The organism is Streptomyces sp. NPDC059743 (assembly GCF_042732975.1).
Classification (GTDB): Bacteria; Actinomycetota; Actinomycetes; order Streptomycetales; family Streptomycetaceae; genus Streptomyces.
The window spans coordinates 26565-52812 of the sequence record NZ_JBHWGS010000008.1; the positions used below are offsets into that span (position 1 = coordinate 26565).

Annotated in this window: 23 protein-coding genes and 1 pseudogene; 15 read left to right on the forward strand and 9 right to left on the reverse strand. The window is 67.1% G+C overall.

Annotated features, from left to right (window positions below; all coding sequences use genetic code 11):
* Positions 1 to 212 precede the first annotated feature (212 nt).
* From ACFV6H_RS16365 to ACFV6H_RS16375, 3 genes are read left to right on the forward strand one after another with little or no spacing between them, the layout of a single operon-like run.
* Positions 213 to 1415: a 3-deoxy-7-phosphoheptulonate synthase gene (locus ACFV6H_RS16365; RefSeq protein ID WP_384977774.1), complete on the forward strand. Its 1203-nt coding sequence runs from the start codon at positions 213 to 215 to the stop codon at positions 1413 to 1415.
* A gap of 58 nt (positions 1416 to 1473) precedes the next feature.
* Positions 1474 to 2151 (forward strand): isochorismatase family protein, encoded by a 678-nt coding sequence (locus tag ACFV6H_RS16370; protein ID WP_385542179.1) that lies wholly within the window; start codon positions 1474 to 1476, stop codon positions 2149 to 2151.
* On the forward strand, positions 2148 to 4076 hold the full coding sequence (locus ACFV6H_RS16375) for an anthranilate synthase family protein (protein WP_385542181.1): 1929 nt from the start codon (positions 2148 to 2150) through the stop codon (positions 4074 to 4076). The genes ACFV6H_RS16370 and ACFV6H_RS16375 overlap by 4 nt, the downstream gene beginning before the upstream one ends.
* Positions 4077 to 4160: 84 nt before the next feature.
* Here the strand turns inward: ACFV6H_RS16375 and ACFV6H_RS16380 are convergent, their stop codons facing one another.
* Positions 4161 to 5552, reverse strand: coding sequence for an MFS transporter (locus tag ACFV6H_RS16380; RefSeq protein WP_384977783.1), 1392 nt, complete (start codon positions 5550 to 5552; stop codon positions 4161 to 4163).
* Positions 5553 to 5733: 181 nt separating this feature from the next.
* Here ACFV6H_RS16380 and ACFV6H_RS16385 point away from each other — a divergent pair, with 181 nt between their 5' ends.
* On the forward strand, positions 5734 to 6183 hold the full coding sequence (locus ACFV6H_RS16385; protein WP_385542183.1) for a MarR family winged helix-turn-helix transcriptional regulator: 450 nt from the start codon (positions 5734 to 5736) through the stop codon (positions 6181 to 6183).
* 67 nt (positions 6184 to 6250) lie between these two features.
* Here the strand turns inward: ACFV6H_RS16385 and ACFV6H_RS16390 are convergent, their stop codons facing one another.
* A complete protein-coding gene (locus ACFV6H_RS16390; protein ID WP_385542185.1) occupies positions 6251 to 6961 on the reverse strand; it encodes a methyltransferase domain-containing protein in 711 nt (236 codons plus the stop codon).
* Between the two features lie 60 nt (positions 6962 to 7021).
* On the reverse strand, positions 7022 to 10444 hold the full coding sequence (gene car, locus ACFV6H_RS16395; RefSeq protein WP_385542187.1) for a carboxylic acid reductase: 3423 nt from the start codon (positions 10442 to 10444) through the stop codon (positions 7022 to 7024).
* Positions 10445 to 11064: 620 nt separating this feature from the next.
* Between car and ACFV6H_RS16400 the strand changes: the two genes are divergently transcribed.
* Both ACFV6H_RS16400 and ACFV6H_RS16405 read left to right on the forward strand, forming a co-directional pair.
* Positions 11065 to 11772 carry a ScbR family autoregulator-binding transcription factor gene (locus ACFV6H_RS16400; protein WP_385542189.1) on the forward strand — a complete coding sequence of 236 codons (708 nt, stop codon included), beginning with the start codon at positions 11065 to 11067 and terminating at the stop codon, positions 11770 to 11772.
* Between the two features lie 118 nt (positions 11773 to 11890).
* The gene (locus ACFV6H_RS16405; protein WP_384977793.1) at positions 11891 to 12655 is read left to right on the forward strand and encodes an SDR family NAD(P)-dependent oxidoreductase; all 765 of its coding nucleotides are present in this window, start codon (positions 11891 to 11893) and stop codon (positions 12653 to 12655) included.
* A gap of 101 nt (positions 12656 to 12756) precedes the next feature.
* Here ACFV6H_RS16405 and ACFV6H_RS16410 read toward each other — a convergent pair whose 3' ends face one another.
* Complete coding sequence (locus tag ACFV6H_RS16410; protein ID WP_385542191.1) at positions 12757 to 13692, reverse strand: ScbA/BarX family gamma-butyrolactone biosynthesis protein; 936 nt, start codon at positions 13690 to 13692, stop codon at positions 12757 to 12759.
* A 134-nt stretch (positions 13693 to 13826) separates the two neighbouring features.
* On the opposite strand from ACFV6H_RS16410, the gene ACFV6H_RS16415 reads away from it, so the two are divergent.
* The 4 genes from ACFV6H_RS16415 to ACFV6H_RS16430 all read left to right on the forward strand — a co-directional run bounded on the left by ACFV6H_RS16415 (position 13827) and on the right by ACFV6H_RS16430 (position 19226).
* Positions 13827 to 14480 (forward strand): ScbR family autoregulator-binding transcription factor, encoded by a 654-nt coding sequence (locus ACFV6H_RS16415; RefSeq protein WP_385542193.1) that lies wholly within the window; start codon positions 13827 to 13829, stop codon positions 14478 to 14480.
* 314 nt (positions 14481 to 14794) lie between these two features.
* Positions 14795 to 15931, forward strand: coding sequence for an IS701 family transposase (locus ACFV6H_RS16420; RefSeq protein WP_385542195.1), 1137 nt, complete (start codon positions 14795 to 14797; stop codon positions 15929 to 15931).
* A gap of 214 nt (positions 15932 to 16145) precedes the next feature.
* The gene (locus ACFV6H_RS16425) at positions 16146 to 17351 is read left to right on the forward strand and encodes an IS701 family transposase (RefSeq protein WP_385542197.1); all 1206 of its coding nucleotides are present in this window, start codon (positions 16146 to 16148) and stop codon (positions 17349 to 17351) included.
* A gap of 213 nt (positions 17352 to 17564) precedes the next feature.
* A complete protein-coding gene (locus ACFV6H_RS16430; protein ID WP_385542199.1) occupies positions 17565 to 19226 on the forward strand; it encodes a phosphodiester glycosidase family protein in 1662 nt (553 codons plus the stop codon).
* A gap of 77 nt (positions 19227 to 19303) precedes the next feature.
* Here the strand turns inward: ACFV6H_RS16430 and ACFV6H_RS16435 are convergent, their stop codons facing one another.
* Positions 19304 to 20239 (reverse strand): ion transporter, encoded by a 936-nt coding sequence (locus ACFV6H_RS16435; protein WP_385542201.1) that lies wholly within the window; start codon positions 20237 to 20239, stop codon positions 19304 to 19306.
* A gap of 236 nt (positions 20240 to 20475) precedes the next feature.
* On the opposite strand from ACFV6H_RS16435, the gene ACFV6H_RS16440 reads away from it, so the two are divergent.
* The 4 genes from ACFV6H_RS16440 to ACFV6H_RS16455 all read left to right on the forward strand — a co-directional run bounded on the left by ACFV6H_RS16440 (position 20476) and on the right by ACFV6H_RS16455 (position 23817).
* Complete coding sequence (locus ACFV6H_RS16440; RefSeq protein WP_385542203.1) at positions 20476 to 21555, forward strand: sporulation protein; 1080 nt, start codon at positions 20476 to 20478, stop codon at positions 21553 to 21555.
* 119 nt (positions 21556 to 21674) lie between these two features.
* Entirely contained in the window at positions 21675 to 22130 is a 456-nt protein-coding gene (locus ACFV6H_RS16445; protein ID WP_093595679.1) for a tellurite resistance TerB family protein, read from the forward strand.
* 242 nt (positions 22131 to 22372) lie between these two features.
* Positions 22373 to 22948 carry a TerD family protein gene (locus ACFV6H_RS16450; RefSeq protein ID WP_093595682.1) on the forward strand — a complete coding sequence of 192 codons (576 nt, stop codon included), beginning with the start codon at positions 22373 to 22375 and terminating at the stop codon, positions 22946 to 22948.
* 95 nt (positions 22949 to 23043) lie between these two features.
* Positions 23044 to 23817, forward strand: a complete 774-nt coding sequence (locus ACFV6H_RS16455) for a methyltransferase domain-containing protein (protein ID WP_385542205.1) — start codon at positions 23044 to 23046, stop codon at positions 23815 to 23817.
* 63 nt (positions 23818 to 23880) lie between these two features.
* On the opposite strand, the gene ACFV6H_RS16460 is transcribed toward ACFV6H_RS16455, so the two are convergent.
* Both ACFV6H_RS16460 and ACFV6H_RS16465 read right to left on the reverse strand, forming a co-directional pair.
* Positions 23881 to 24159 carry a hypothetical protein gene (locus ACFV6H_RS16460; RefSeq protein WP_385542594.1) on the reverse strand — a complete coding sequence of 93 codons (279 nt, stop codon included), beginning with the start codon at positions 24157 to 24159 and terminating at the stop codon, positions 23881 to 23883.
* Positions 24160 to 24211: 52 nt separating this feature from the next.
* A pseudogene (locus ACFV6H_RS16465) lies at positions 24212 to 24451 on the reverse strand (SDR family NAD(P)-dependent oxidoreductase); the annotation flags it as partial.
* Between ACFV6H_RS16465 and ACFV6H_RS16470 the strand changes: the two are divergent.
* On the forward strand, positions 24386 to 24961 hold the full coding sequence (locus ACFV6H_RS16470) for a hypothetical protein (RefSeq protein WP_385542207.1): 576 nt from the start codon (positions 24386 to 24388) through the stop codon (positions 24959 to 24961). The pseudogene ACFV6H_RS16465 and the gene ACFV6H_RS16470 overlap by 66 nt on opposite strands.
* Here ACFV6H_RS16470 and ACFV6H_RS16475 read toward each other — a convergent pair.
* Positions 24912 to 25607 carry an epimerase gene (locus ACFV6H_RS16475; protein ID WP_385542209.1) on the reverse strand — a complete coding sequence of 232 codons (696 nt, stop codon included), beginning with the start codon at positions 25605 to 25607 and terminating at the stop codon, positions 24912 to 24914. The two genes, ACFV6H_RS16470 and ACFV6H_RS16475, sit on opposite strands and share 50 nt — an antisense overlap.
* Before the next feature lie 79 nt (positions 25608 to 25686).
* Positions 25687 to 26241: a TetR family transcriptional regulator gene (locus ACFV6H_RS16480; protein WP_093595693.1), complete on the reverse strand. Its 555-nt coding sequence runs from the start codon at positions 26239 to 26241 to the stop codon at positions 25687 to 25689.
* Positions 26242 to 26248: the final 7 nt, after the last annotated feature.

Sequence of the window (26248 nt, forward strand, 5' to 3'; positions counted from 1 at the left end):
AGTGGTCACCTGACGAAGTATTCGTCACCTGACGGAGTACGCCGCCGAATGTTGGCGGCGTACTCGTTTCGTCACATGATTTAGGCCGCTGCGGAGATCCGCCGGTGTGTGGGCGCGATTCGGTCCGGCGCTGCGGGCGATTACTTTTTTGTCTATGCGGATTTAACTTTTCGCTTCGATTGCTCATCGCCCATTCGCGATTGGAGAAGTCAGTGGACAACGCTCTGGTCGATATTCGACTGAGAAGGGCGCTCCAGCAGCCACCGTGGGAAGACCCGTTACAGGTTGAGCAGGTCAGGAAGGAACTGGCGGCTCGTCCCGCGCTCGTCGACGCCCGGGACGTACGTACGCTGCGGTCCCTGCTGGCCCGGGTCGCCGCGGGTAAGGCTCATGTGGTGCAGGCGGGCGACTGCGCGGAGGATCCCGCGGAGTGCACTCCGGGCTATGTCGCGCGCAAGGCGGGACTGCTGGACATGCTCGCGGGCGCGCTCCAGATGGACACCTGCAAGCCGGTGGTGCGCGCCGGGCGGATGGCCGGTCAGTTCGCCAAGCCACGCTCCAAGCCCACCGAATGGATCGGCGACCTCGAACTGCCCGTCTATCGCGGTCATATGGTCAACAGCCCGGAACCCGATCCCGAGCTCCGACGCGCCGATCCGGAGCGGCTGCTGGCGGGCTATCGGTCCGCCCGTGACGTCATAGGTCATCTGGGCTGGCCGAACCAGGGCGGACGGACACGTATGGGCGCGCCCATCTGGACAAGCCACGAGGCGCTGCTGCTCGACTACGAACTCCCCATGGTGCGCCGGGACGAACAGGGCCGGCTGCTGCTCACCTCCACACACTGGCCCTGGATCGGCGAGCGGACACGGCAGGTCGACGGCGCCCATGTCGCTCTGCTCGCCGAGGTCGGCAACCCGGTGGCCTGCAAGGTCGGCCCGAGCATGACGGCCGACGAGCTGCTGGCCCTGTGCGAACGGCTCGATCCCGGGCGGGAGAAGGGCAGGCTCACCCTGATCGCCCGGATGGGCGCCGAGGCGGTGACCGAGCGGTTGCCCGCGCTTGTCGAGGCCGTCCGCGCCGCGGGACATCCGGTGATCTGGCTCACCGACCCGATGCACGGCAACACCGTCAGCACTCCGGACGGGCTCAAGACCCGTTTTCTGCAAGCGATCACGCGAGAGGTCACGGAATTCCAGTACGCGGTCAGGAACGCAGGCGGAATAGCAGGTGGACTGCATCTGGAGACCACTCCCGACGATGTGACGGAATGCGTCCGGAGCGAGTCCCAGATCGATCAGGTCGGGGCCAAATACACGACCTTCTGTGATCCTCGGCTGAACCCGGGCCAGGCCCTTTCTGTGATATCGGCCTGGTGGATGACCGGCCGGTCGACGCCGGTGGGCGCCGCATAGCTTCGACGCTTCGATCCATTCGCCACACTTGATCCATTCGATACAGGAGAGGAAGGTCATGGCGGGGATACCCCCGATCGAGCCGTATCCGATGCCGGCAGCGGGCGACTTGCCCGGCAACACCGCTCAGTGGACCGTGGACCCGGACCGCGCGGTGCTGCTCGTGCATGACATGCAGCGCTACTTCTTACGGCCGCTCCCCGGGACCGTCCGCGATCAGCTCGTACGGAACGCCGTCCTGCTCCGCGAGCGCGCCGTCGCGCTGGGCATGCCCGTGGCGTACACGGCGCAGCCCGGCGGTATGACCGACGAACAACGCGGTCTGCTCAAGGACTTCTGGGGACCGGGCATGCGTGTGGACCCGGCGGACCGGCAGGTTGTCGAGCCGCTGGCCCCGGCGCCGGACGACGGTGTGTTCACCAAATGGCGCTACAGCGCCTTCTTCCGTTCCGGTCTGCTCGAATGGATGCGTGAGCGCGGGCGCGATCAGCTCGTCATCTGCGGTGTGTACGCCCATGTCGGTGTACTGATGAGCGCGGTCGAGGCGTTCACCAACGACATCCAGCCCTTCCTGGTGGCCGACGCCGTCGCGGACTTCTCCGAGGAGTACCACCGGCTGGCCGTCGAGTACGCGGCGCAGCGCTGCGCCGTGGTCGCCACCACGGACGGAATCCTCGCCCAACTCGACACGTCCACCAGCCTGGCCGGCCTCGGCGCACACGAGGCCGGCGGATGACCGGGACCGAGAGAACCGAAGCGCCCGAGGCAGCGGTGCCGGTGGCCGCGGATCTCCTCGACCGGGTGCTGGCGCCGAGGCCTCCCGCCTTCGCTCTGCTCCACCGCCCGGAGGCGACCGGCCCGGGAGCGCTGGATGTCCTGGTCGGTGAGATCTCGACGCCGAAGACGCTGGCGGACCTTCCCGTACCCGAGGAGTTCCCGCACACCGGCGGCCCTCGCCACGAGGTGCTGGCGATCGTTCCCTACCGGCAGATCGCCGAGCGCGGCTTCACCTGCGCCGACGACGGTGAGCCACTGATCGCGATGACCGTCACCGGCCAGAGCCTGCTGCCGGTGGCCGAGGCGCTGCGGCGGCTACCGGACGTACCGATCGCCCTGGCCGACGGCCACTTCGACGTGGACGACGACACCTACGCCGATACGGTCCGCAGTGTCATCGCCGACGAGATCGGTGAGGGCGAGGGCGCGAACTTCGTCATCAAGCGCTCGTTCGTCGCCGACATCACCGGCTACACACCGCACAGCGCGCTGTCGTTCTTCCGGCGCCTCATGCGAGGAGAGTCGGGCGCCTACTGGACGTTCATCGTCCACACCGGCACCCGTACCTTCGTCGGCGCCACACCCGAGCGGCACATCAGTCTCTCCGGCGGCAACGCCGTCATGAATCCCATCAGCGGCACCTACCGTTATCCGCCGTCCGGGCCCACTCTGCCGGAGGTGATGGACTTCCTCGCCGACCGCAAGGAAGCCGACGAGCTGTACATGGTCGTCGACGAGGAACTCAAGATGATGGCCCGGATCTGCGACTCCGGCGGCCGGGTGGTGGGCCCTTATCTCAAGGAGATGGCCCGGCTCGCGCACACCGAGTACTTCATCGAGGGACGCAGCACCCGTGATCCGCGTGAGATCCTGCACGAGACGATGTTCGCGCCGACCGTCACCGGGAGCCCGCTGGAGAGCGCCTGCCGGGTCATCAACAAGTACGAGCCGCAGGGCCGTGGTTACTACAGCGGAGTGGTGGCCCTCATCGGCCGTGACGCACACGGCGGTTCCACACTGGACTCGTCCATTCTCATCCGTACGGCCGACATCGACAGCGGCGGGCGGGTACGGATCGGTGTGGGCGCCACGCTCGTACGCCACTCCGATCCCGCCTCCGAGGTCTACGAGACCCGGGCGAAGGCGGCCGGGCTGCTCGCGGCGCTGGAAGCGGACGGTCCCGTACGGTTCGGTGAGCATCCGAACGTACGGGCCGCCCTGGAGCGGCGCAACGCGACCATCGCCGGCTTCTGGCTGGCGGAGGACGCGGCGCGGCTCCGGCCGGAGCCGGTGCTGGCGGGCCGCCGCGTGCTCGTCGTGGACGCCGAGGACACCTTCACCTCGATGATCGGCCACCAACTCCGCTCCATGGGACTGACGGTGACGGTCCGTCGCTTTGACGAGCCGTACGTCCTGGACGGTTACGATCTCGTCATCATGGGCCCGGGACCGGGCGATCCGCGCGAGACGAGCCACCCGAAGATCGCCCATCTGCGGTCCACGATCGGCACACTGCTCGAAGAGCGGCGGCCGTTCCTCGCGGTGTGTCTGAGCCACCAGGTGCTCAGCACGCGGCTTGGCTTCCCGCTGGTCCGCAGGGAGGTTCCGAACCAGGGCGTACAGCGGGAGATCGACCTCTTCGGGGCCCGGGAGCGGGTCGGCTTCTACAACACGTTCGCCGCCCGCAGCGCCGAGGACCGGGCCGAGTGCGAGAGCGTGGGCACCGTGGAGGTGAGCCGGGATCCGGAGACCGGTGAGGTGCACGCGCTGCGCGGCCCGCACTTCGCCTCGCTGCAATTCCACGCCGAGTCGGTGCTCACCGAGGACGGTGTACGCCTTGTCGGCGCACTCATGACCGAGGTGCTGGGCGGACGAAGGCCCTGAGCGCGGCAGCACAGCAACAGCACACCAACAGCACAGAACGAAACGGTCGCCATCGTGATCACGATGGCGACCGTTCCTTTGTGGTCAGCTCTGCTTGGGTGCGAGCTGTGCCAGGAGCGTCAGCACCGCGAAGGCCAGGATGACCACCAGACCCGGATAGAGCATGGACAACTCCGTACCGGGCAGGATCGCCGCGGTGACCACGGCGAGACCGAAGGCACCGCCCACCTGGAGCGAGCTGTTGAGCAGCCCGGCGGCGAGGCCCTGCTCGTCGTCGGACACCCCGTTGGTGCCGGCGACCATCAGTGTGGCGATGCTGAGCGCGAAGCCCACGCCCCACAGCACCGAGGCGGGCAGCAGAATCAACCACAGATTCGGTTCGGGGCCGATGAGCAGCATCAGCAAGTAGCACGGAAGGAAGGCCACGAGACCGACCATCAGCACCTTGGTCACACCGAACCGGTCCATCAAGGCGCCGAGTTTGGGCCCGATGATGACCACCATGAGTCCCGCCGGCAGCAGCACCAGCGCCATCTGCCACGGCTGCCAGCCTTCCAGGTCCTGCAAGTACAGGGCGAGCAGGAACTGGAAGCCCATGGCGCCGCCGTACAGCAGGCCGATGCTGATGTTGGCGGTCACCAGGCCGCGGTTACGGAACACGCCCAGCCGGATCAGCGGGTCCTTCACGGTGCGCTCGATCACCACGAAAGCGGCGAGCAGCAGCACGGACAGGACGTATCCGCCGATCGTCCGCAGCGAACTCCAGCCGACCTCCGCCGCGGAGACCGTGGTGAAGACGAGGAGCAGCATGCCGGCGAGCAGGGTCGCGGCGCCGCCGATGTCGAGCCGCGGCCGTTCGGTGCGCGGTGGATCCGGCGGCAGGAAGCGCAGTGCGCCGAACAGCAGCAGCAAGGAGAGCGGGATCGGCAGGATGAAGATGGACCGCCAGTTCAGCCCTGCGAGCAGGCCGCCCACCAGCAGCCCGGAGGAGTATCCCGAGGCTTCGAAGACATTGAAGATTCCGAACGCCTTGTTCCGCTGCGGGCCTTCGGGGAATGTCGTGGTCAGCAGCGACATGGCCGCCGGTGCGGCGAAGCCCGCCGCCATGCCCTTGACGAAGCGCGAGATGATCAGCAGGACCGCGTCATCGGCGATCGCGCCGAACAGCGACACGATCGCGAACGCGGCCATGGCGATCACCAGGACGCGCCGTCGGCCGAACAGGTCGGCGACCCGGCCGCCCAGCAGCAGGAAACTGCCGAACGCCAGGATATAGGCGCCCACCAGCCACTGCCCGGTGGCGGCGGTCATCCCGAGCTCGTTCTGGATCTCCGGAATCGCCACGACGATCATCGAGACGTCGAGCCCGTCGAGCAGGATCACGCCGCTGAAGATGAGGATCGATACCCATAATCGCGCTGACCAACGCAGCGGATCCTTCTGCACCTCGGGTGCCGGCGCCTCGGGCGCTGCCAAGGCGTCGCCTCCCGGCCGGTGTTCACTCGGAGTCGAGCTGCCTGACATGAGGCACGTCCCCTCCCAATAGACTGTCTGAAGCGCGTTCAACCAGCGTCCGCGATAGTTGTACACGCGCTATATTGCACGAGCCTGATAGTGCCTCAAGCAAGCAGCCGTTCGCAAGGGGGGTGTGGTGCCCGTGTCGATCAGTGACGACTCCGCCGAGGCCCGCGCGCAGGGTTGGCGCACTCTGGCCGCTCTGTACGCGCGGATCGAGGACGCGCTCGAACGGGCGCTGCAACGTGAACACGGCCTGTCGGTGAGCGAGTACGGCGTGCTCGACGTGCTCTCCCGGGAGGGCGGCTCCTGTCTGAGGATGAATCAGCTCTCCAGGGCCGTGGTGCTGAGCCAGTCGGCCACCACCCGGCTGGTGGGCCGACTGGAACAGCGCGGGCTGCTCCAGCGCTATCTCTGTCCCGACGACCGACGAGGCGTGTACACGGAGGTCACCGCCGAAGGCCGGGCCGCGCTGGAACGGGCGCGGCCGACCCACGACGACTCGCTCGCCGGCGCGCTGCGAGAGGCGGAGGAGCAGTTGGAACTGGCGCCTCTGGTCGACGCGCTCGGCGCTCTTCCTCCTGCGGGCTAGCGTGCCTATCAGTCCCATCCGGTCCGATCCGGTACGGTCCCGTTCTCGGCTCCGGGACGGTCCTCGGTCAGCGGCCGTTCCGGACAATCTCGAAGACCTTGTAGGTGACGTCCACGCCCTCCAGCCGCCGGTCGGCGCTGTCCAGCAGCGTCAGCGAGGTGCCGGCCTCGGCGGCGAGCTGGGCGATACGGTCGGCGTCACCGAGGGTGTTGAAGGTGACCAGGGCGCGCCCGCCGGGCAGCAGCCAGTTGTGCACCTCGGCGAGATAGCGGCCGAGGGCGGTGTAGCCGCGGTCGAAGATCGCCCACTCGAAGTCCTGAGTGAACTCGAAGTTCGGCGGCGCCTCGATGACACTGCAGTTCCAGAAGACCGTGTCGAAGCGGTCGTCCGGGTCGAGCTGCGCGAACACATCGCTGCGCAGCACGCGGACCCGGTCTTCGACACCATGCCGTTTGGCGTTGCGGACGGCGCTGTCGACCGCGGTGTCGGTGATGTCGGTCGCGGTCACCTGCGCACAGCCGTGCAGCGCCGCCCAGACGGCGGTGACGCCCGCTCCGCAGCCGATCTCCAGGAAACGGCCGCCCGACGGATAGGGAATGGCGCCGGTGTACCACTCGGTGCCGGTGCCCGGGCGGGGAGCGTAGGTCCCTGGGACCAAGTCCCACTCCTTGCCGAGGAGTTCGAAGGTGGAGGGATCGGTCCCGACGGTGCCCAGCTGCTCGACGAGTTTCTGCCCGAGGCGGTAGCGCTCCTCGAACTTCTCGGATGTCTGATCCATGATTCTCCTTGGGCAGGTGTCGGTGTCGGTGTTCGTGTCGGTGGTCGCGGTGGTTGCGGTTCACACGGACATGAGCCGCTTCAGGTCGGTGGCGTACTTCCTGATGAGGGACGGCGAGAGCCGCGGAATGTCCTCGGCCGGGCCGATCTTGGCCGCCTGAACCGCGGCACGGAATCGACCGGACGGTATGAAGGATCCGCGGATCACGTTCTCCGGCTGCTCGAATCCATGGATGAGCGGCAGTGCGGAATGCTGCCGCTGTCCTTCAGGCAGTGCGCGCATGGCCGCCTCGAACCGGGCGAGCCAGTCTCCGTAGTCGTCCACCCGCTCGATCCGATGGCCCGTGTCGTTCAGCCAGTCGACGAAGACATCGAGCGATATTCCGTCGTCGTGCGGATTCACCAGGCTGAAGGTCCGGTATCCGTCCGTGGTCTGTCCGCCCAGTGCCACGACGGACGCGGCGGTGAAATCCACGGGCAGGCCGTCGTAGTGAGCCCGCTGACGGTTTCCTTCGCTGTCGGTGCGGTAGAAGGAATACGGCGCGATACCGGTGGCGATGACGCTGAACAGCAGGCGGGTGAAGAGATCGGGAACGTTGAGCTGGCCGCCGTACCGGCTGTGCGCGAGAATCATGTTCGACCGGAAGGCGGTGACCGGGAGGCCGCATGTGTCGTGCGCTTCCCGGAGCAGAACTTCCCCGGCCCACTTACTCGTCGCGTAACCGCCGGCATAGCCTTCGTCGGTCTGCTGGACGGGAATGGCGACTCGTACGTCGGAGTCCTCGTCCAGGGCCGGCTGTCCGGCGCGGGAGGTGGCGACGGCCACGCTGGAGATATACGTGAACGGCTTGATCCGGCTGGTGAGTCCCAGCCGGATGAGCTCGGCGGTTCCCACGACATTGGCTTCGAAGAGATGGTTGTACGGAAGGACATGGTTCACCAGGGCGCCGGCGTGGACGATCAGATCCACATCGTCGGACAGCCGCTTCCAGGTCGTGTCGTCCAGTCCCAACTGCGGCTCCGCGATATCGCCCGCCACGACTTCCAGATGACCGGCGGCCAGCTCCTGGAATGTGCGGACCAGGTCGGCATCGCCACTGCTGAACGCCTCGTCCAGTCGCTTTCTGGCCGCTGCCGTATCTCTTCCGCGTACTACACAGATCAGTTTCCCGCCCGCCGGAGCCAGCTTCTCCAGCCATTCCAGGCACAGGAAGCGGCCGAGATAGCCGCTCGCGCCCGTCAGCAGCACGGTCCTGGGTGCTCCGTCCGGACGGGGAAGTGACCGGGCGTCGGCGATCGTCTGCGGATCGATGAATTTGCCCAGAGTGAGGTCCTTGGCATGGACCTCGGTACTGTCCTGGCCGTGTACCGAAGCGAAGCTGGGCTGATTCAGTCCGCTCGCACGCTTCGCCTCGATGTAGTCGGCCACATGTTGCAGGTCGTACGCCGGGCTGATGACCATGTCCACAGGAACGCGGATTCCGAAGATGTCATGGAGCAGATTGGAGAAAGAGACCGCGGACAGGGAGTCTCCGCCCAGATCCCTGAAGTGTGCGGTGGGGCTCACCTCGACCATGGAGCCTGCGAGCAGCGCCCGGGTGGCCCGCTGGATTGTCTCCAGCACCGGCCCGTCATTACCCGTGCGGCGCACTTCGAGCAATTCCTCGGTCTCTCGTGCGGTGATGTCGGAGTACAGCTCTTCGAGGCGCTTGCCGTACCGGTCCAGGAGCTGAGGCCACAGCAGCTTTCGATGGTCCGAGAGCAGGCCGTTCGCCTGGCTGAAGGGCTCGGTCTCGATCAGGAAGTCACGCGGAATCTCATAGGAGTTGAGCTCCGCTTCTTTCGCGATCTCCTGGAAGGACTCGCTGAGAAGCTGCTTCAGGGTCTCCGTCCGATGACCGAACTGCTCAAGAGCGTCCGGAGTGGGCACGACCACGGCGAGCAGGTAGGACCGTTCGCTGTTGCCGTACACGAAGATCTGCCGGACCAGCGGACTGACGGCGAGGATGGCTTCCAGACGCGAGGTCGCCACGAACTCGCCCTGCGACAGCTTGAGGACGCTCTTACGGCGGTTCAGGATGATCAGCTCGTCCGGTCCGAGCTCCGCGACGATGTCGCCCGTCTTGTAGAAGCCGTCCTCGTCCATGATCTCTGTCGTCAGCTCGGGCTGTTTGTAGTACCCGGGAATGATGGCTTCGGTCTTCAGCAGAAGCTCTCCTCGCGGATGAGGAGAGTCGGTCCGGTAGTAGCCGAGCTCAGGCACATCAACGAGCTTGTAATCGATCACCGGCGGGCGCAGCAGCTTGTTCTCGACCGAGATGGCCGCGGCCTCCGTGGAACCGTAGATGATATGCAGCTTGAAATCCAGCAAGGACTCCACGAACGCGCGCAGTTCGGCGGACAGCGGCGCGGAACCGCAACTGGCCCAGGTGAGTCGGCCGCCGAGGAGATTCTTGCGCATCTCCGCCTTGACTTCGGACTCGATGGTATTCCGGTCGACACCGTCCGTCGCACGCCGGTCGAGTTCGCTCTGGTACTTCTGGAAAAGCATTTCGCATACGCGTGGCACCAGCGACAGTTCCGTAGGACGCGCCAGTGCGATGTCCTCGAAGAAGGTCGACAGATCGCTGCTCGCCGTGAAGTAGCTGATCCCGCCGCGCGCCAGCGTGTTCTTCAGCGAGGAGTGGCCGGCGACATGGCTCATCGGCATGTAATTGATGTTGATCGCATGCGTGTCGGAGAACAGCTTCGACCAGGCGCCGCCCCACATCGCACTCGTCAGCCGCTCGGTGTACATGGCGCCCTTCGGCGTCCCGGTACTTCCCGACGTATAGATGAGCATGGCCAGCGGATCTTCATCGTCGCCGGCCGTGAACAACGGCGCTCTGGGCAGCGCGGATCCTCGTTCGAGAATCTCGGACAAGGACTCGAAAACCACATCGCGGCCGACCTGTGCCAGACGATCGCGGGCGGATATGAAAGTCTCAAGCTGACCGCTGACTTCCGGATGGTAGTCGAAGACCACCAGACGCCGGGCCGAAGAATTCCGCAGTATCAATTCGACTGCGACATCAAGACGTTCAATGCTCGCGGCGACCGTGAACGGCTCCGTCTCGCTGACGATCGACTCCAGTTGAGAGACCGGAGAGCTGGTCTGGAGCGGTACGCTGACCGCGCCGAGATGGGCGCAGGCCAGATCGACCGTCGCGTAGTCACGGCTTGCGAAACCGAGGATGGCGACCCGCTCGCCCGCGCTCAACGCATGTGCTGGATTGTGGTGCCATTCATTCGCCACCGCACGGACGCGATCCCACAGTTCGCTGAAGCTGGTCGTCTCGTATCGTGGCAGCAGACGGAGTGAAACGCGGCCCGTGTCCGGGTCCCGTGTGAATTCCTTTGCGCGCTCGCCGACGGCGGGCCGGTCCGCGTAGCGTTCCATGACATGTGCCAACGTTTGCGCAAGCCGCATTCTGGGTCTCCGCATCGCATCACTGGCCGACTTTTATGGCAGGGAATGACGGACTGGCGCGTCGGCATACACGCCGACGACGGCACGCTCTTCTTCAGGACGGTCCGTTTCAGGACCGCCCTTTCCTTCCCGCCAACTTTTCGCCCGATGCTACCCAGAGCCCAACCAGGTTCCGGAATAAACAATCGACGATCTGTCATGTCGGCCGGATGAGGCCCACCGCTCCTCAACCGTCCAGGGCCGCCGCAAACTCCTTTGATCTTGGTGTAGTCGCTGGTCGGACCGGTCGGCCCAGGACAAGGACCGCCGCATACGGCGGCGCGGTCGTCAAAGGCCGGTGCGCCGGGCGCGATATCGCGCCAGGATCGGTAATGGTCCGTACCGATTAGTTGGTGCCGTGGTAACATTTGCACGATGCATGTGCATATGCCTATGCCGATTTCAAGGCCGAGTGTGTAGGCCGCGGTGGCCTCGGCGGCGCCCTCCGCGGCGCCGGTCCGTGCAGGGCGCGATCCAGCCAGGCCGTGTGGCGGCCGACCCGGAGTCAGGTTCCTCCGTCGTCTCTCTGTGGCATTTTCTTGTGGGCATGTTCTCGTGCGTTTCACCCATCGCTCACCACCCTCCCGGAGCGCCTCATGGCCAAGCAGGACCGTGCCGTACGTACGCGTCGAGAACTGATCCGTTCCGCCGCGGAGGTTTTCGACCGGGCCGGATTCGCGGATTCCTCCGTCACGCAGATCTGCGCCCGGGCCGGTGTCAGCCACGGTGCGTTGCACTTCCACTTCGGGAACAAGCGGGCGCTGGGGGAGGCGGTCGAGTCCGCCGCGGCACAGACACTGCTGTACATCACCGGAAACGTTCCGCTCAGGCACCCGGCGCCGCTCCAGCTGCTGGTCGACACCTCGCACACGCTGGCACAGCGGCTCTCCTGCGATCCGGTGCTGAGGGCCGGGTTCGGCCTCGGCAGCGACGCGACCTGGCAGGGCGGTGTGAATCTGTGGCAGCAGTGGCAGGACTGGGTCCAGCTCATGCTGACCGTCGCCAGGGACCAGGGCAGTCTGGCCGCCGATGTCGTGCTCGACGATGCCGTTTCCGCCATTACGGCCGTGATAGCGGGGCTTGAGGTGCTGGGACGCAGCGACGCCCAGTGGCACTCACGCCAGGCGGTCACACCGTTCTGGCGGCTGATGCTGCCTCAGCTGTCGGCGGAGGCAGTACGGGCCCAGATCGACGCGACGGGCAGCGGCGCGGCGCCCTTGAGGAAGCGCGAGTGGCCCATGGACGAAGTCCGGGCCGGTGGCAAGGACATGGCGCGGACCTGCGACGCACTGTCGGGCTGCTGACAGCCGGCACGGTCCTCGCGGACGACGTGGCGGGCGACGCGACGTACAACGTGGCGGACGACGCGGCGGGCGGACCGAATCCCGCTTGTGCCGGGAACGGGCCTGCCACACTTCGCCCATGAGTAAAGATCTCCTCTCCGGCAAAGTCGCCCTCATCACGGGCGCGAGCAGCGGCATAGGTGCCGCAGCGGCACGAGTGTTCGCCGAGGAAGGCGCCGCGGTGGTCCTCACCGCCCGCCGGAAAGACCGCCTGGCCGACCTGACCGATGAGTTACGGGACAAGGGAGCGCGAGCGGCGTATGTGGTGAGCGATGTCTCCGTACCCGAAGAGGCCGCCAGGGCGGTGGACTTCGCTCTGGCCGAGTACGGACGCCTGGACTCGGCCTTCAACAACGCGGGCATCGGCGGCGACCGTACTCCGCTGCATCTGATGTCGGACGACGTCTACGACAGCATCATGGACACCAATGTCCGTGGCGTCTTCAACTGCCTGCGGTACGAGCTGGCGGCGATGCTGGAGCACGGCGGAGGCTCCATCGTCAACAACAGCAGTGTGGGCGGCCTGGTGGCCATCCCCGCCGCCGCTCCGTACATCGCCTCGAAGCACGCGGTCATCGGCTTCACCAGGGCCGCCGCCGACGAGTACGCCAAGCAGGGCATCCGTGTGAACGCCGTGGCTCCCGGCACCACACGGAGCGAGATCACCACCGACTGGTTCGGCCGCAATCCCGGCCTCCAGGAGCTGGCCAACTCGCTGACTCCTCAAGGACGTACGGCGGAACCGGAGGAGATCGCGGCGGCGGTGGCCTGGCTGCTCAGTGACCGATGCCCGTTCCTGACCGGCACCGTACTGCCGGTGGACGGAGGCTTCGTCAACCAGTGAGCCGGCCGGCCCGGACCGCGCGCTCTCCTCCACCGCCTCACCTCACCGGAACTTCACCACCTCAGCCCACCGGACCTTGACCACGTCAGCCCGTCGAACCCTCACCGCTCCACCTCACCGAACATGACCCGGAACGCCGGTTCCTCGCCCTGTGTGCCGCTGACCTGGACGGCACACCGGTCGGGGCCGGGCGCCGGCAGTGACTCGGCCTCGATCCAGCACGGCCGGTCGAACTCGACGTACCGGTCGTACGTGATGGCGACCCGGCCGGCCATGAAGGGCGCCGCCGGGGCCAGCAGCGCATGCGCGGCCTGGTAGGCGGCCTGCAGCGCATGCGCGGCCTGGTAGGCGGCCTCCAGCAGGGCCAGTCCCGGCACATGGTCCACGGGATGGTCGAAGAGCAGATGGTTGCTTGGGTCGTTCCGCAGCAGCCAGCGGTGCGGCCGGTCCCCGGGCGCGAGCACCACATCGGCGGCGGAGGCCCGACCGGCGAGCTTCGCGTCCATGGGCGCCGGCAGCGGCCAGGATCCCCAGTCGACAGAGAGATGGGCGCCGCGCACCCGACGGTAGACCGCCGGTGAGATCCAGCGGAATTCGGAGGCCGCCCGGGCCACCGTGACACCGCTCCGGAGGATATGGAAGCTCAACTGCAGAGACCTGCTGGTGCGTCGGCTGCTTCCGGTCGCCGCCACGGTGATCCGGACATCCAGCGTCGCGGTCCGGTCGCGCGGAACCCGAAAGCCCGGTGTGACCGTGAAGTCGAGGCTGCCCAGCATGGTTTGGTGCGTCAGCGGAACCTCGTACGCGGCATGCGCGATGACCAGGCCGCTCTGTCTGATGGTCTGGGTGAGTAATCGTGGATCGTACGGCAGGTCTCCCTGGGCGGCCGGCCATCTGACGCCCACCGTGAACTCATGGGCGCCGACGCGCTCCCAGCCTGTGACGAGTACGGATTCGGCGCGCTTCAGATGAGCGTAGGCGCCGAGGAGAGTCGACGGCGGTGTGGACGGACGCGGTGCGAGAGCGAAGTAGTGCAAGGTCCCCCCTTGAACTGACCGGTCTGCGCAGGTCAATGAATTGTGCTGTTAAAGTACCGGCACTCCGTCCGGTTTCTACCCAAGGTAAATGTGAGTTCACGCAGTGGTAAAGAAAGTGTTGGGGGAGGCCTGAGGTGGTGAGGCAGGAGCGGGCGATCCACACCCGCAGGATCATCCTTGAGGCCGCGGCCGAGATGTTCAACGAGCTCGGATATGACGCCACCACCATCGGCGGCCTCATCGAACGGATTCAACTCACCCGCGGTGGCCTGTACTTCCACTTCACCACAAAGGAGCAGCTCGCACGCGGTGTGCTGGACGAGGCGGTGACCATGGAAGGACTCGCCCCGCAGGACTTCAAGCTCCAGGAGTGGGTGGACCTGGCACTGCTCCTCGCCTACCGCCTGCCCAGGGAGCCACTGCTCGGAGCCGCGATCCGGCTGTCCGTCGACATCAAGGCCCGCGGACTCCTCGGCACCCGCTGGCCCGACTGGATCAGCCTGGGGCAGGAGCTGCTCACCCAGGCCAAGGAGCGGGGCGAGTTGCTCGTGCATGTCGACCCGGGCGACACCGCGCGGCTGCTCGTCGGGGCGTGGACCGGCGTACAGCAGATCACCGAGACTCTGCCGGACCGCGACTTGTCCGAGGAGATCTCGTGCCTCTTCGAGCTCGTTCTGCCCAATATCGCCAGCGCCGGTGTGCTGGCGAAGCTGGACACCTCGCCGCAGCGCGCCGAGCGCCTGCTCAAGGCGGCGGAGAGCTCCGCGGAGCCTTCCCGGCCGGCGTGAGGACTTAGAAAACCTTCAACGCGACCTGTTTTTCGCGTGGTTCCTGATGCGCCGGGGATCTGTGCCGTCCTGCCGAAAATAGTGTGCGGCTCTGCCGGGCGGAGATTCGTGCACGTCGCAACGGATCTCGTGGCTGCCGCAGGGCGGCCGTTGTCCGCGCGGACCTGTATAAAGAAACGGGACAACTGTCCTCTTTTTTGCGAGGTTCGAGGTTGGCGGCGGCACCGGTGCGGCGCGGTGCTTCGCTCCGGCTGGGCGGAGTGGCGGGTGAGCAGGGGGGATCCACGATGCGAGATCTTCATCAGCATGCGTATATGAACGAGGAGTTGACCACCTCGGCGGCGCCGGCGGCCCTGGACGCCGAGCTCAGTGAGTGGCTGTTCGGCTCGCTTCAGCGCAGCGGGCAGCGGATCAAGGCGGAGCAGTACGTCCGCGGCCTTTTGTCGGTGCAAGGGCGCAAGACATTGCGGAGCATCGCGGCACAGTTGGACGGCGCCGCGGCGCAACAGAGCGTGCACCACTTCATCAGCGAGTCGCCCTGGGAGTGGATGCCGGTACGGCGCGCCCTCGCTCGGCATGTGCAGCGGACGCTGGCACCGGACGCCTGGGTGATCAGGCCCACGCTGATTCCCAAGGCCGGGTCCCACTCCGTCGGCGTCGACCAGCAGTCCCTGCCGCTGGGACGGACCGTCAACGGCCAGCACGCGGTGGGGGCATGGTTGGTGTCCGGGCGGTCCGCCGTACCTGTCGACTGGCAACTGCGTCTGTCCGCCCGCTGGATGGTGGATCCGTTGCGGCGACGCGCGAGCGTTCCCGCCGATGCCACGGTCGGCACCATCGAGGAGTGCGTACGTGTAGCGGTGGCCAATGTCCTGGGCATGAAGGATGTGCCGCGCGGGCCGGTCGTCGTGGATGTCGCGGACGTGGACGCCGCGTCGATCGCGCGCTTCCTCTCGTCGATGGGGATCGCGTTCATCGTCCGGGTGAGTCCGGAGGCGCAGTTGCGGCTCGACCGGTCCGAACTGCCCAAGTACGGCGGTCGGGAGCGCACGGCCGGCGAGCTCGCCGAGTCCCTTCCGCGTCTTCGGCGGCAGGTCAATCCGGGCGACGGCCCGACGACGGCCGTGGCGATCCCTGTGGTGGCATCGCCTTCGCGGAGCGACAGAATGCTGCTGCTGGGCGAATGGGGCCCGGTCGGGCACCCACGCCGCCGGCTCTGGCTCACCAACGCCGATGTTCCCTCCGCCGTCCCTGCCCTGCGGCTCACCCGGCTGCCGGGCGTCGTTGTGCGCGACTTCGCCACGATCTCCGAGAGCGTGGGAGTACGGGACTTCGCCGGGCGGTCGTTTCCGGGCTGGCACCGCCACATCACGCTGGCTTCCGTCGCCCATCTCGTCGCCGCCCTGGAACTACGAGGACTGACGGCGAGTACGGGCCCGAGCCGAGGGTGACGTGAGCCACACCAACGGGACTACCGTCCGGTAACTTGACACTCTCTCCCCGCATGTGATGGCTCCGCCTCGTCCGATCCTTACTGTCTCGTCCAGGACAGCAAGCACCGTCACCGGACGCGTCACCGTACGGACTTCTCCCGTATCCCGTTCTGGGCATCCGCAGTCGCCAGCTGACGGGAACGACCGGACCGAACAGAAACGGGGCCACCTCATGATGAATTCCTCCACCCGCCCGATTGTGCGGGGCGCACGCGCGCCATTTCACTCCAGCTCCCATGATGTGCTGTTCACCGAACTCTGCTCGATATTGTTCACCTCACTGTCCCGCAGCGACCAGTGCAGAAAAGGCATGCAGTACTTACGTGGCTTACTGGAGACCCAGGGACGCAAGTCAATACGTAATATCGCGGCGCTGCTCGGCGAGCAGGCTTCGGAGCAGAACCTTCATCACTTCATCTGTGACTCCACCTGGGACTGGACCCCGATTCGCAGGGCACTTGCCACCTATTGGGTAGGTATCTCACCTCCGCAGGCCTGGGTGGTACAGCCGATGATCATCCCCAAGACCGGACAGCACTCGGTGGGAGTGGACAAGCATTTCTTTCCGACCTTGGGGCAGGTGCTGAACGCGCAACGCGCCATCGGAGTCTGGGCGGTCTCGGAGGAGATGAGCACTCCGGTGAACTGGCGCCTTCATTTACCCCGGGCCTGGATCAAGGACGATCTCCGGCGGAGTCAGGTGTCGATTCCGGATGGAGTGGACGTGGAGACTCTGAGTGAATGCATGATCGAGGCGAGCCTTGAGACCACGAGGCGATGGGGGCTGCCCGTCCGGCCCGTGGTGCTCGACATCGGCGAGGCGAACGCGATAACGATCTTCGAGAAACTCGGCGCCACGGGCACACCGCTCCTCGCGAGAGTCGGCGGTGACCTTCGTCTTGCCGTGGCGGATTCCATTCTTCCGGGCTGTGGAGGCAAGTTACTGCCCGCTTACCAGATCATGAGCCTGGCCAAGGACATGCGGCGGCCGGTCCTGGGAAAGGACTCCGGTCCGGAGCCGACGAGACGGCTGAACCTGGCCGCCACCGTCCGCGTCGGCCTGCCTTCCCTGCCTTTCCCGTCATCCGTACAGGCCGCGGAGGCAGGACACACCGCGGGACGCGGGGAGTTGCTGCTGCTGGGCGTGGGCAAGGACGGCGGGCGCTGGCCCGCGGAGCTGTGGCTGACCAATTTGACGACCACGCCACCGGCTTCCTTGCTGAGACTGAGCAAGCTCACCGCCAAGGTCGACCGGGACTTCACGGAGATCGCGGACCAGGTGGGTATCCGGGACTTCACGGGCCGTTCCTTCGGCGGATGGCACCGTCATGTCACACTCGCCTCGGCCGCTCATGCGGTGGTCGCGCTGGCCAACTAGGGCTAACTAGGGCCAACTAGGGCCTGCTAGGGCCTGCTCCAAAAGACCGGCCCTGGGCCCGTTAATCGTGACGCCACTTCATCGGGCCTTCCGCATGGCGCCCCTGGTTGTTATCGTCCCGGCCCCCGTGCGCGGCTGGGATGGCCTCCGCATCTTGTGGACGGCGTGCCGTGAGGCCGGGCCGTGTCGAGCACCAACCTGCTAGGGGAAACCATGTACGACGAAGACGGAAAGCCGCCGAAGCATCCGCGTGGAGCCGGCGCGGCCCGGCGTATTCTGCGGACACGCGTCGCGCTCGGTGCGGCCGTCGTGCTCGCGGCTGTCAATCCCCTGACGCTGTCCGGATCGGCGCAGGCTCTCGCTCCGGCAGCACCTGTCGCGCTCTCCGCTTCTCAGCAGGTGCAGTGGAAGACGGACACCGTGGCGCCCGGCGTGCAGGTGCGCACCGGCGTCATCCAGAACAAGGGCGTCACGCCCGTCTGGACGATCACGCTCCAGGCTCCGGCCGTCAACCGGCTGACGGGCGCGGCGACATGGGCTCCGCTGGGCGACCGTACCTGGGCCGACACCGCCGAGCGGCAGCTCCGCGCCGCCGGGTTCGAGCCGCGCGTGGAGCGAGTCGTCTGGGACGAGTACGCGGACACACCGCGCGGCACGATGGGCTGGCAGGTACGGGTGGGCTCGTACGCGACGCAGGCCGAGGCCCAGAGCGCCAACCAGGCGGTCGCGGCGGGCGGTTTCCGTACGGCCGTGGAGTGGACCGGCTACGACGGCCGACAGCTCGCCGACCGGGAGAGCATCCATGTCGCGGTCATCGACCCGACCCGGTTCCGCGGCACGGTGGCGAGCACCCACGACGGCAATGTCGCGGACCGTGAGACGACCTCTTCCGTGGCCGTGAAGAACGGTTCCCTGCTCGCCGTCAACGGCGGCTTCTTCATCACCTCCAACGCGGACGGCGTACAGGGCACGGTGGCCGGTATCGCCGCCTACGACGGCGAGCTGGAGTCGATGGCCGCCGGCTCCCGCGCCGCGCTGATCCTGGCGGACGGCGGACGGCATCCTCGTATCGCCGATCTGTCCACCACGGTCACCGCCCGGGCGAAGTCCTCCACGTACGCGGTGCAGGGCATCAACCGGCTTCCCGGAAAGGTGCGCAACTGCGGCCGTCCCGGCGGCGCGCCCACCGAACTGGCCCGCCACGACACCACCTGCTCGCTCCCCGACGACCTGGTGAAGTTCACCCCGAGGTTCGGCGCCGCTCTGCCTCAGGGCGCCGGCACCCAGGTCGTGCTCGACTCCAAGGACCGTGTGGTCTCCGCGGGCCCGCGCGGCGGTACGGTCCCGGCCGGCGGTTCCGTCCTCCAGGGCATCGGCGGCGCGGCCGACTGGCTGACGGCCCACGGCCGTCAGGGCGAGCGGATCCCGGTACGGGAGGTCATCCGCGACTCCGCGGGACGTCAGGTCGAGCTCGGCGCCCACGACAGCATCGTCAGCGCCGCGCCGACGCTGGTGAAGAACGGCCGGATCGCCATCGACGCCGCCACCGAGGGCACGCTCGATCCGCTGGACCTCTCGTTCGGTTTCGCGTGGTCGAATGTGCGCCAGCCGCGCACGATGGCCGGTATCGACGGGCACGGGCGGCTGCTCCTGGTCACCGTCGACGGGCGTCAGCCGGGTGTCAGCGAGGGCTTCACGCTGGGCGAGGCCGCGCGCTTCATGCGCTCCCTGGGCGCGAAGCAGGCCCTCAATCTGGACGGCGGCGGCTCCAGCGCGATGGTGGTCGGCGGCAAGCTCGTCAACATCACCTCCGACGCGACCGGTGAGCGCGCCGTGGGCGACACCGTCCAGATCCTGCCGGCCCGCCGAGGCTGACCGGACAACCGGTCACCCGCTCAACTGCGCAGCCGCCCGGCCGGGTCTCTTCCCGGCCGGGCGGCTGACGTTCAACTTCAATTGCGCCGGGACGGTGTCGAAGTCGTCAGGCCGGCTTCGATGGCGTCCAGCGTCCGGCGCGCGTCGGCGATCCGGGCCCGTAGCACCGCGTTGGAGTCGTCCGCAGACGATGGCTGCCCGGGTGCGGCGGCGGCTACGGCGGCGGGTGCGGGTACGGAGGCGGGTGCCGGTGCCGATGCCGGAACCGGACGGTCCTGTTCGGTTTCGAGTTCGCGTGCCTCCTGAAGGGAGTTGATGACAACGCCGATCAGGAGGTTGACGAGGACGAACGAGCCGAGCAGGACGAAGGAGGCGAAGTAGACGATGGTCCAGCGCGAGATCTCCAGTCCGGCCCGGACCGCGTCACCGAGGCCGTCCAGAGTCACGAGGAGGAAGAGCGTGAGGGCCGCGCGGCCGAAGGATCCGTAGTGCTCGGGATCGTCGTCGGCGAAGACCATCCAGCCGACCATGGCGTACACGTACAGCAGGAGCGCGCCGACGAGCAGGAAACTCAGTGTGCCGGGCAGGCTCTTGCCGACGGCGACGATCACGATACGCAGCTGTGGCAGGAACCGCGCGGCGCGCAGCACCCGCGCCAGGCGCAGCAGCCGGAGCACGGTGGCGTTCTCACGGGCGAACGGCATGAAGGCCAGAGCGACGACGAGCAGGTCGAAGACGTTCCACGGATCGCGGAAGAAGTCCCTGGGACGGTCCGCGTGGGCGGCGGCGCGCAGCAGTATCTCCGCCGTGAAGGCGGCGAGGAAGAGATGTTCCACGGCCTTCAGGACCTCGTGCCATTGGTGTACGACACCCGCGTAGGTCTCGACACCCAGCAGAACGGCGTTGGCCGCGATGAGGCAGAACACGGTGGTGGCGAACGCACCGGAGTCCACGATGCGGCGGCTGCGGTCGGCGAGGGCGCGCCGTAAGGGCGCGGCGGTCCGTTCGGACATGGGTGAGTGGTTTCCTCGCAGGCGTGTCTCTTGCTCTCCAACAGGTGTGGATCTTAGAGGCTGTTGGTGTCGGGACTCTTTTCGGACTTTCGCCGCCGGGCCGACGGGATACGGCGTCGGCCCGGTGTGCCGCCTCTATGCTTCTACACGAGTGTAGAGAAAGCGGGCGGCGGTCCGTGACCAAAGCCACACGCCACACGTACAAGCCACACGTACAAGAAGGAGTGAACGCCACGATGGTGTTCAAACGGCTGCTCGGCTCGCTCGGTGTGGGCGGCCCCACGGTGGACACGGTCCTCGACACGGGCGCGGTGCTGCCCGGAGGCAGCCTCACCGGTCAGGTCCATCTCAAGGGCGGCAGCGCCGCATTCGACATCGAGCAGATCACCCTGGAGCTGGTCGCGCGCGTCGAGGTGGAGCATGACGAGGGCGAGAGCGACGGCGTTCTCACTTTCGACCGGTTCACCGTGGGCGGAGGCTTTCGTCTCGCCGAGGACCAGCTGTTCAGCGTTCCGTTCTCCGTGGCGCTGCCGTGGGAGACTCCCGTCACCGAACTGCACGGCCAGGGCCTGGGCATCGTCCTCGGAGTACGTACCGAACTCGCGGTGGCCGGAGCCAAGGACAAGGGCGACCTCGACGCGCTCGCGGTGCGTCCGCTGCCGGTCCAGGAGGCCGTCCTCGAAGCCCTCGGGCAGCTCGGCTTCGGCTTCAAGTCCGCAGACCTCGAATACGGCCGTATCGGCGGCACCGGACAGCAGTTGCCGTTCTACCAGGAGATCGAGCTCACTCCCGCTCCGCAGTACGCCCATGCCATGCGGGAGATCGAGGTGACCTTCCTGGCGAACCCGGGCGGCATGGAGGTGGTGCTGGAAGCCGACAAGCCCGGTGGTTTCTTCTCGTCCGGGCATGACGCGCTGACCCGGTTCACGGTCGGCCACCACGGTGTCGACCAGCGTGACTGGGCCGCCGAAGTCGACGGCTGGGTACGCCAGTTGGCCGACCGCCACGGCTCCCACGCCGTTCCTGCCGCTCCGTACGGACACGGCGGTGACCCGTACGGACACGGCGGTGGGTACGGCGGATACGCGCACAAGGACGAGCACGGCCATGGTCACGGTCACGGGGGGCACCACCATGACAGCCACCACGACGACCACCAGCGCTCCGGACCCGGGATGGGCACCGTCATCGCCGCCGGCGCGGCGGGACTGGCGGTCGGAGTCGTCGGCGGGATGGTGGCCGCCGAGGTCGTGGACGAGGTCGGCGACTTCTTCGAAGGAGATGACGAGGAAGAGGAAGGCGGCGACGAGGGTTGAGGCGAGGGCTGAGACGCCTTCGCCACTGTCCCTGCTAGCTTCTACAGCATTGTAGAAGAAGTGGTGGTCCGGGCCGCTCCTCGTGCGGTCCGGGCAGCCCCTGACCGTACGGAGTTTTCATGGCCCTGTGGGATCGCATCAAGGAGTCCGCATCAACGATGCAGACCCAGCTCAACGCCAAGAAGAACGACCTCAAGAGCGGCGCGTTCCGCGATGCGAGCATGGCGATGTGCGCGCTGGTCGCCGCCGCCGACGGCACGATCGATCCGCAAGAACGACGCAAGGTCGCCCAGCTCATCATGAGCAACGAGGTGCTCCAGAACTTCCCCGCCGATGATCTGCAGCGCCGCTTCGACGGCTACCTCGACAAGCTCACCGCCGACTTCGACTTCGGCAAGGTCAGCGTCCTCCAGGAGGTCGCCAAGGCGAAGAAGAAGCCCACCGAGGCCCGTGCCGTCATCCAGATCGGCATCGTCATCGGCGGCGCCGACGGCGACTTCGACAAGACCGAGCAGGCGGTCGTCCGCGAGGCGTGTTACGCGCTCGACCTGCCGCCGCACGAGTTCGACCTGTAATCCCAGATATGCGTGTGAGGGCGTCCCGTCCTGATGTGACGGGGCGCCCTCACGCGCGTGTGCGGCGTGGAGTGGGATCGCATGGGCGAGGAGCTCGCCCGGTCGGGGAGCTCGCCCGGTCGAGGGGCTCTCCGTAACTTCTACAGTGCTGTAGATTTAGCTGTAGATCCAAGGGACCGGGATTCCCGGAACCGGCCCTCTGCCTGGGGCTCGGTGCGGGAACACGTGAAGGGAACAGCGACATGGGTGTGAGTCTGGCCAAGGGCGGCAACGTCTCGCTCAGCAAGGAGGCTCCGGGACTGACCGCGGTCCTCGTCGGGCTGGGCTGGGACGCGCGCAGCACCACCGGCCTCGACTACGACCTCGACGCCAGCGCGTTGCTGGTGGACAGCAGCGGCAAGGTGCTCTCCGACCAGCACTTCATCTTCTACAACAACCTGAAGAGCCCCGACGGTTCGGTGGAGCACACCGGCGACAACCTGACCGGTGAGGGCGAGGGCGACGACGAGTCCCTCAAGGTCGATCTGAGTGCCGTCCCCGCCGAGGTGTCGAAGATCGTCTTCCCGGTCTCCATCCACGACGCCGAGAGCCGCGGCCAGAGCTTCGGCCAGGTCCGCAACGCCTTCATCCGCGTGGTCAACCAGACGGGCGGCGCCGAACTCGCCCGCTACGACCTCAGCGAGGACGCGGCGACCGAGACCGCGATGGTCTTCGGCGAGCTGTACCGGCACGGCGAGGAGTGGAAGTTCCGCGCGGTGGGCCAGGGCTACGCCTCCGGACTGGCCGGAATCGCGGCCGACTTCGGCGTAGGCGTCTGACGCCACCACACCGGCACCCCGACCATCGGCCTGGGGTGCCGGGGTTGGGGTGCCGCCTTGCCCGTGCGGACGAGCGGAGTGATTGACTTGCCCGTATGCCGATGAACCTTGGTGTGTCCCGTCCTGACCAGGCGGCCTATATGTTGCGTACCGCCGCCGACCGTGCTGGTCGTGAGTACAAGCAGGAGTTGATCGACCTGCTGGACATTCAGCAGGGCCAGACCGCGCTGGATGTGGGATGCGGTCCGGGCACCGATCTGGCGGCGCTGGCGGAACGCGTCGGTGTGAGTGGCTCGGTGATCGGTGTGGACCGTGATCCGGCCATGCTCGCCGAGGCCCGTCGGCGTACGGAACATCTGCCTGGTGTGGAGCTCCGCGAGGGAGACGTCCATGCCCTTCCCGTCGAGCCGGGAACCGTGGACCGGGCCAAGATCGACCGGGTCCTTATGCACGTCGCCGAACCCGCCGACGTTCTCGCGCAACTGCACCGCGCCACCCGGCCAGGCGCTCTGATCGGTCTTGTCGAACCCGACTGGGACACCCTGGTCGTCGACGCGGAAGATCTTGAGACAAGCCGCGCCTTCACCCGTTACACCACCGCGGAAGTGGTACGTCACGCCACCATCGGCCGCAGCCTCGCCCGCCTCGCAGAGCGGGCGGGCTTCAGCGTGGAGACGGTCCGCGTCACGGCACCGGTCTTCCGCGAGTTCCAGGACGCCGACCACACGCTGGGACTCGGCCGCAACATGCAACAGGCAATCGAGGCCGGCCATATCGACCGGGACCGCGGCCACCGCTGGTTCGCAGGCCTCTCACAGGGAACGTTCTTCGCGTCGTTCTCCCTGGTCAGTGTGGTCTGCTCACGCTGATCTGCCTGCTCTCGGCCCGGCCCGGTTCCGTGGCGCCGCTCAAGTGACGGTCACGGGTGCCGGTCATGCCCCCAGCATTGCGAGAGAGACCTCCCACAGGCGGGCGGCGTCCTGTTCGTCCAGTGCGTGCGCGGCGACGCCGGACGGTTCTGTGCTGTCCGTGCTCTGCGGATTGTGGGGCAGGGCCTCGCCGCGGTTCTCGAAGATGGTCCGGATCTCCGGCGTCATGGCCTCGCCTTGCTGATGGCGCTGCAACGCGGTCCGGATTCCGCCCGGCGTGATCGCGTTCGCGGTGATGCCGTCGGCTGCCCATCGCTTGCTCGCCTCGACGGCGAACAGCAACGATCCTCGCGCCACCGGCCCGGGCCAGTGCCTGGTGCAGGCCTAGGGCGAGACGGAAGTGCCCGAGGCGGTTGGTCGCGAACTGCTGCTCGAAGCCCTCGCGGGTACGGCGCAGCTCGGGCAGGGCCATGATCCCGGCGTTGTTGACCAGGATGTGCAGTGGACCGGACCACTGAGCGGTGAAATCCTCGACGGAGGCACGATCGGTCAGCTCCAGCGACGCGACATGCACGCGCGTGCCGGTCCTGGTGCCGGTAGCGGTGCCGACGCCGTGGCTCTCTCGTCGGCCCACACACCGGGCGAGAACGCGCTGCGAGCCGCGTTCCTCGCCCCAGAGGTGCGGTCCCTGTACGAGGACGACTGGGACCGGATCGCCGCCGGACTCGTCGCCGGCCTCCGGGCACTGGCCGGTCCCGAGAGCCGGGATCCGCAGCCGGCCGAGCTGGTGGGTGAACTGTCTGTCCGGAGCGAGGAGTTCCGCCGTCTGTGGGCCCGCCACGATGTGGCACCACGTACGAGCGGCTCCACGGTACTGAACCATCCACAGCTCGGAGCAGTGGAGCTCAGCTACAAGAAACTCGCCGTCACCGGAACGGACGGGCAGGTGCTGGTCCTCTTCCATGCCGTGCCCGGCAGCGAGGCGGCCCGGTCGATAGCGCTTCTCGCCCAGATCGCCGCGCCGGGTCCCGGCTCCGAGCCGCGCTCCATTCGACCGGGCCCCGCGCGGTTGCGTCAGCACCGCCGCCACGGCATCAGACCGACGGAGGCGAGCCCGGTGCGTTCGAGGCGCCGAGGCGGTTGATGTCCGGGCTGTACAGCACGGTCGGACCTGTGCCCGCGAGGCCCACGACCTTGATCATCGCCCGTCCCAGGTGGTCGGTCGTCGTCACATGGCGTGGGATCACTCGGCGCAGGACCGGATAGAGCCATGAGGTCAGGCGGTACAGCACGCGGTACGTGGCCGTTCTGGAGACGGCGCCGTGGCGGGGCTGAATATAGCCGGGCCGGAACATATAGGCGTGGAAGGGCATGGCGAGCAGTTCGTTCTCCGTGCGGCCCTTGACCCGGGCCCACATGGAGCGGCCCTTCTCCGTGCTGTCGGTTCCCTCTCCCGATACATAGGTGAAGGTGAGGGCGGGATTCTCGGCGTACACCGCACGTGCGGCGGCCAAGGTGTAGTCGTAGGTGATCCGCGTGTACTCCGCCTCCGACAGGCCGGCGGAGCTGACGCCGAGACAGAAGAAGCAGGCATCGAGCCCGACGAGCTCGTCCCGGATCGCGGTGAGATCGGTGAAGTCCGAGTGGACGATCTCGCGCAGCTTCGGATGGCTCACCGCCAGCGGAGTGCGTACGACGACGAGGACACTTCTGATCCGCTCGTCCCGCAGACAGGCGTGGAGGACACCCTGTCCCACCATGCCGGACACTCCGAAGATGACCACATTCACGTGCTGAGCTCCCTGTCGACGGTTGATGCCATGTGTCGGCCGCGGTTGTTGTAGTCGTTGTATCGGCCGCAGTCGCCGGTCACGCGTTCAGAACCGCCGCGGCGGCGGCCACGATCGTGGCGCGGCGGCGCTTCCGGTCCACGGCCGCGTCCATGGCCGGATTCAACGGCAGACCGCCGAGGGACAGCAGTACGAGAAGATCACGCAGCTCCTCGGCGGGCAGCCGGGATGTGACGAGACCGTCCTTCTGCGCCTGGGCGATGAGGGCGGCCTTCTCCTCCTGCGCCTTGAGCACGGCGTCGGGCACCTCGTGATGCGGGCGTTCCAGCTCGCGCCAGGCGGCAAAACGTACGACCTCGGGATGGGCCTCGTAGTAGTCGTGCAGGCGTCCCGCGTAACCCGGCAGATCGGTGGGATCCATCGGAACGGCTGTCACGATCTCCACGACCAGACGGCTGTAAACCGTGTCGAACAGGTCCGTTTTGCTGCCGAAGTAGCGGTAGAGCAGGGCATTGTTCACGCCCGCGGTCGTGGTGATGCGGTCGACGCGAGCCCCGGCGATCCCGTGGCGGGCGAACTCCTCCGTGGCGGCGGCCAGGATCTTGCGCCGTGTCTCGTCTGCGTTGCGGACCATGGTCCCA